Consider the following 4,305-nt stretch of genomic DNA (forward strand, 5'->3'; position numbering starts at 1 on the left):
GGCCGCGCTGCCCCGCGGCGTCGCCGCGCAGGCGCCCGCCGCGCCCCCGCCGACCATCCCCTTCCACCGCACCCGCGTCGGCGCGCTGGAGGTGACAGTGGTGAACGACGGCGCGGCCTGGCGCCCCGACGCGACCGGCGGCTTCGTGCTGAACGCGCAGCCCGACGAGGTCCGCCAGGTCCTCGCCGCGCAGGGCATCACCAACCCGATCCTGCCGAATTCCTGGAACGTCACGCTCGTGCGCACCGGCGGGCAGAACGTCCTGATCGACACCGGCCGCGGCGGGCCCGGCCAGGTGGCCGCGAATCTCCGCGCCGCGGGCGTCGATCCGGCGCAGGTCAACCTCGTCGTCATCACGCATTTCCACCTCGACCACATCGGCGGGCTGGTGACCGCGGATGGCAGCGCGACCTATCCCAATGCGCGCATCGCGGTGCCGGATCGCGAATGGGCGTTCTGGACGGATGCCGGCGAGGAATCCCGCGCCAGCGAGGCGCGCCGCCCGGGCTTCGCCGGCGTGCGCCGCGTCTTCGCCCCCTATGCCGACCGCGTCGTCCGACTGGCGCCGGACTCCCAGGCTGCACCGGGAATCACGTCTGTGCCGACCACTGGCCACAGCCCCGGCCATACCGGCTACCTGATCGCCGATGGCGGCCAGCAGCTGATGGTGATCGGCGACGTCGCGACCTCGCCCGAGCTGTTCCTGCCACGGCCCGACTGGTTCCCGGGCTTCGACATGGACCCGCCGGCCGCGGTGACGACCCGGCAGCGGTTGTTCGACCGGCTGGCGACCGACCGCATCCCCTTCGTCGGCTATCACTTCCCGATGCCGGGTGTCGGTCGTGTCGAGCGGGCCGGAACCGGCTTCCGTTTCGTCGCCGCCCAGGCCTGAATCCGCTCGCCCTCGCGGTACGGTGGCAGGCCGCCACCGTACCGCGCTTGCCGTGCCGGCCGCGGCCGGGGAAAACGGGGTGAACCGACAGGAGTCCCGCATGCATCGCCGCGACCTGCTGATCGGCGCCGCCCTGGCGCCCGCCCTCGCCGCCCCCGCGTTCGCACAGGCCTTCCCGAGCCGCCCGATCCGCATCGTGGTCCCCTTCGCCCCGGGCGGCGCGGTGGACATCACGGGCCGGCTGCTGGCGGAGCGCCTGCAGCCGATCCTCAACCAGCAATTCGTGGTCGAGAACCGCGGCGGCGCCGGCGGCAACCTCGGCGCGGATGTCGTCGCGAAGGCGGAGAAGGACGGCCACACCATCCTGCTCGGCACGGCGACGATCCTGGCCGCCAACAAGTTCCTCTTCCGCGGCGGCATGCCCTTCGACCCGATCCGGGACATGGCGCCGGTGACGCGGGTCTCCACCGGAACGGTGCTGCTGGTGGTGAACAGCCAGCGCCCCTGGCGGAGCTTCGCCGAGCTGATCGAGTTCGCGCGACGCAACCCGGGGCGCGTCACCATGGGGTCCTCGGGCACCGGCACGGTCAGCCACCTGACGATCAGCGCCGTCTCCCGCGCGGCCGGCGTCGACATCACCCATGTGCCCTATCGCGGCGGCGGACCCGCCATCACCGACCTCGTCGCCGGCCAGATCGACATGATGTTCGACGTGATGCCCGCCCTGATGCCGCATGTGCGCGAGGGCCGCTTCCGCGCGCTGGCGGTCGGCAGCGCGGACCGCGTGGACTACGTGCCGGGCCTCGAGCAGGTGCCGGGCATGCGCGAGCTGATGCCGCAGGCCGGGATCGACATGCAGAGCTGGTACGCCGTGGCGGCGCCGTCCGGCACGGCGGCCGACCGCATCGCGACCCTGCACCGCGCCATCCTGCAGGTGGTCCGGACCGACGACTTCCGGAACCGGCTGCAGCCGCTCGGCTTCAAGCCGATCTGGGACGAGACGCCGGAGGCCTTCGGCCAGTACTGGCGGAGCGAGGAGCAGGTCTGGCAGCGGATCGTGGAAGCCTCCGGCGCCACGATGGACTGAGGCGCACCGCCCCCTCCCGCTGGGGGAGGGGGCGATCTTTCGCTGGCGTCGGGCGCCTTCGCAGGTGCAGCATGAACGCCGATGCCCGACGACGCCCCCCAAGACCAGGTCGCCGCCACGCTGGACGAGCTGCTCGCGCGGCTGCGTGAGGCGCGCCAGGCGGCGATCGCCGATCCCTTCGGCGATCCGGTGCTCTCCATCGCGCTTTCGGTCAGCCGGCGCTTCGACGACGGGCGGCTGGACCCGGTAGGCGCGGCCAGCCTCGTCGCGCGGCTGGCGGATCTCGCGGCGGCGGAACGGGCGCGTCGCATCGGCGCCTATGTCGGCCTCGGCGACGCCACGGCCGCGATGCAGGCGGTCGCCGCGCGCCTCGCGCGACCCGACCCCGAGGACAGCCCGGTCCCCTTCGCCGCCTATCGTGCGGCGGCCGAGCAGCCGCGCTTCGCGGCGGTGTTCACGGCGCATCCCACTTTCTCCCTGCCGCGCGGCACCGCCGCCGCGCTGGCCGGCGCGGCCTCCGGCGGGACCTTGCCGGAGAAGCTGGCGCATCGGCCCGCGGCACCGACGCTCGAGGAGGAGTTCGATCAGGCGGTGGAGGCGATCGCGCGCGGGCGCGACGCGCTGGATGCGCTGACGCGGGCGCTGCTGACCACCGCGAAGGGCATCTGGGGCGATCGCTGGCAGGCGCTGACGCCGCGGCCCGTGCTGCTCGCCTCCTGGGTCGGCTACGACACGGACGGGCGCACCGACATCGGCTGGTGGGACACGCTGCGGCTGCGGCTGGTGATGAAGCGGCTGCAGCTGGAACGGCTGGGCGCGCAGCTCGCCCCACTCGGCGATTGCGCCGCCGTGCTGCGCGGCCGGGTCGGGGCGGCGCTGGAGGCCGTGGCGACGCAGCTTGCGCTGTCGCCGCGCGGGCCGGAGCCGGGCGCGGTGCAGGCCTTCGCGCGGGCACTGGTCGAGGGCCGCAACGCGGCGCTGACCGACACCGAGGCCCTGGTGGAGCAATTCGCCTCGGCGCTCGCCACCGCGCCGGACGAGGCGACGCGGATGGCGCTGGCGGTGGCGCGGGCCGGTCTCGCCTCGCACGGCCTCGCGCTGGCGCATACGCATTTCCGGCTCAACGCCTCGCAGATCCACAACGCCATGCGCCAGCGCCTCGGCATCGCCGAGGCGCCGGAGGATCGCGCGCGGCGGCGCGGGCTGCTGGCGCAGGTCAACCAGGCGCTGGCCGAGGTCGCGCCGCAGCCGGTGGATTTCGGCGCGCTGCTCGGCGAGCAGGCGAGCGCGGCGCGGCTGATGATGACGGTCGCGCAGATCGTCAAGCACGTCGATGCCAGCCAGCCGGTGCGCTTCCTGATCGCGGAGACGGAGACCGGCTACACGCTGCTCTCCGCGCTCTGGCTCGCCCGCCGCTTCGGGGTCGAGGCGCATGTCGAGATCTCGCCGCTGTTCGAGACGGCGGAGGCGCTGGAGCGCGGCGAGCGCGTGCTGGAGGAGGCGCTGCGCAGCCCGCATTACCGCGACTACCTCCGCCTGCACGGCCGGCTCTGCCTGCAGTTCGGTTATTCGGATTCCGGCCGCTATGTCGGCCAGCTCGCCGCGTCCTTCCTGGCGGAGCGGCTGAAGCTGCGCCTGGTCGATCAGCTGCGGCGGCACGGTCTGACCGACATCGAGCTCGTGCTGTTCGACACCCATGGCGAGAGCATCGGGCGCGGCGCGCATCCGGCGAGCCTCAAGGATCGCCTCGCCTATCTGTCGCCGCCGCAGGCGCGCGGCGCGCTGCAGCGCGCCGGCGTCCGGCTGCGCGAGGAGACGAGCTTTCAGGGCGGCGACGGCTACCTGCTGTTCGGCACGCCCGCGCTGGCCGAGGCGACGGTGGCGCGCATCGCAGAGCATGCCTTCGGCGACGAGGGCGCGGCCCCCGACCCGATCTATGCCGAGGCCGACTTCGCCGCCGATTTCTTCGCCACCATCCGGCACGAGGTGCAGGCGCTGGTCGCCGACCCCGGCTATGCGGCGCTGCTCGGCGCCTTCGGGCCCGGGCTGCTCGATTGCACCGGCTCGCGCCCCGCCGCACGGCAATCGGACGGGCTCGGCGGGCCGGCGCGTATCACCCATCCCTCGCAGCTGCGCGCCATCCCGAACAACGCGATCCTCCACCAACTCGGCTATCTCGCGAACACGCTGCACGGCCTCGGCGCGGCGGCGGCGGCGAACCCGGACGCCTTCGCCGAGCTGCGCGCCAAGAGCCCGCGCTTCGCCCGCGCGCTGGCGATGGCCGCGCATGCCGCCGCGGCGAGCGACCTCGGCGTGCTGCGCGCGG

The 4,305-nt window shown here is 73.9% G+C and carries 3 protein-coding genes; all 3 read left to right on the top strand.

All coding sequences use genetic code 11. From position 1 onward, the window contains the following. A partial coding sequence (locus L2I40_RS19630) for an MBL fold metallo-hydrolase (protein WP_237216873.1) occupies positions 1 to 892 on the top strand: 892 nt, incomplete at its 5' end. A 100-nt stretch (positions 893 to 992) separates the two neighbouring features. After that, the gene (locus tag L2I40_RS19635; protein WP_237216874.1) at positions 993 to 1,979 is read left to right on the top strand and encodes a Bug family tripartite tricarboxylate transporter substrate binding protein; all 987 of its coding nucleotides are present in this window, start codon (positions 993 to 995) and stop codon (positions 1,977 to 1,979) included. An 81-nt stretch (positions 1,980 to 2,060) separates the two neighbouring features. Beyond that, on the top strand, positions 2,061 to 4,305 hold a 2,245-nt coding region (locus L2I40_RS19640; RefSeq protein ID WP_237216875.1), incomplete at its 3' end, for a phosphoenolpyruvate carboxylase.

Source organism: Falsiroseomonas oryziterrae (assembly GCF_021864505.1).
GTDB classification, from domain to species: Bacteria; Pseudomonadota; Alphaproteobacteria; order Acetobacterales; family Acetobacteraceae; genus Falsiroseomonas; species Falsiroseomonas oryziterrae.